The 1197-nt window shown below is 44.9% G+C and carries 1 protein-coding gene; it reads left to right on the top strand.

Annotation, left to right across the window (positions count from 1 at the left end):
- Window positions 1–6: 6 nt before the first annotated feature.
- Window positions 7–1154, top strand: a protein-coding gene (locus DFQ01_RS30750; RefSeq protein WP_110047716.1) for an IS3 family transposase whose coding sequence is annotated in 2 segments (ribosomal slippage) — window positions 7–265 and window positions 265–1154 — 1149 coding nt in all. Because the reading frame shifts where the segments join, the coding sequence is not laid out codon by codon here.
- Window positions 1155–1197: the final 43 nt, after the last annotated feature.

Here is a 1197-nt window from a genome sequence, read left to right on the forward strand (position 1 = left end):
TTTTTCATGGCGAAAAAGGGACAAACGTTTACTCGATATGATGAGGCAACAAAGCTGGAGGCGGTTAGACTTCGCTTAGAGGAACAATGGAGTTATTCCATGATCATGAATAAACTGGGGATCAAAAGCGAGAGCCAGATTTTGAACTGGGTAAGGAAGTACGAGAGCGGAGAATCCTTTGAGGATTACCGCGGACGGTGGAACAAGAAGCAATTCAGCTCGGTTGAGGAAGAGAATGCCTATCTGAAAGCACAGGTGGAGTATCTAAAAAAGCTCAATCCAAATCTACATGGGGAGGGAAGTTGGATAAGCAAGCCCGGTTCGAGTCCATTCGAGAAATGACAGCAATATTTCCCACGGTCCTACTTTGTAACATTGCTGAAGTATCGCGTTCGGGCTATTACAAATGGCTAGCTGCGTACGAGACACGCAGAGCACGTTTAGATCATGATGTTGTGTTGAAGGAGCATATTCTTGCCATTCACCGTATTCGGCCCCACTACGGTTATTTCCGCATGCGCACAGCCCTACGTAAAGAAGGTTTAAATGTGAATCACAAGAAGGTGCGCCGACTGATGCGAGAGTTAGGAATTCAGTCCGTCATCCGTAAGAAGCGTCCGTTTGCTGGACGAAAAGCATCTGTTGTATTCCCGAATGTATTGAATCGAGAATTCACTGCTACGGCTGCTAAACTCAAACTGGTAACCGACATCACCTATGTTCGCGTCGGACATGGATTCCTTTATCTTTCCGTAATTTTGGACCTCTTCAACAACGAAATTAAGGCTTGGAAACTTGGTGACCGAAACGATCTTGAGCTTGTTTTAGACACTGTGAAGCAAGTGAATGCTCCTCATGCAATTCTTCACTCTGATCAGGGATTCCAATACACGACTAAGACCTATGCCAAGCTGCTTGCAGACCAGAAGCTTAAAGGTAGTCATTCTAGACGTGGGAATTGCTTTGACAACGCCTGCGTTGAATCGTTCTTCTCGCATCTTAAGACAGAGAAACTCTATTTAACGAAGCCGAATAATGCATCTGAAGCCGAGCGCTACATTAAAGAATACATCGAGTATTACAACCACGAACGGTTCCAGAAAAAACTAGGCGACCGCTCTCCTGTTGAATTCAGGGAAGCAATCGCCGCATAATTTACCTCTTTTTTAATTGTCTACTTGACGGGGATATGACCAA

It is taken from the genome of Paenibacillus cellulosilyticus, assembly GCF_003182255.1.
Classification (GTDB): domain Bacteria; phylum Bacillota; class Bacilli; order Paenibacillales; family Paenibacillaceae; genus Paenibacillus_T; species Paenibacillus_T cellulosilyticus.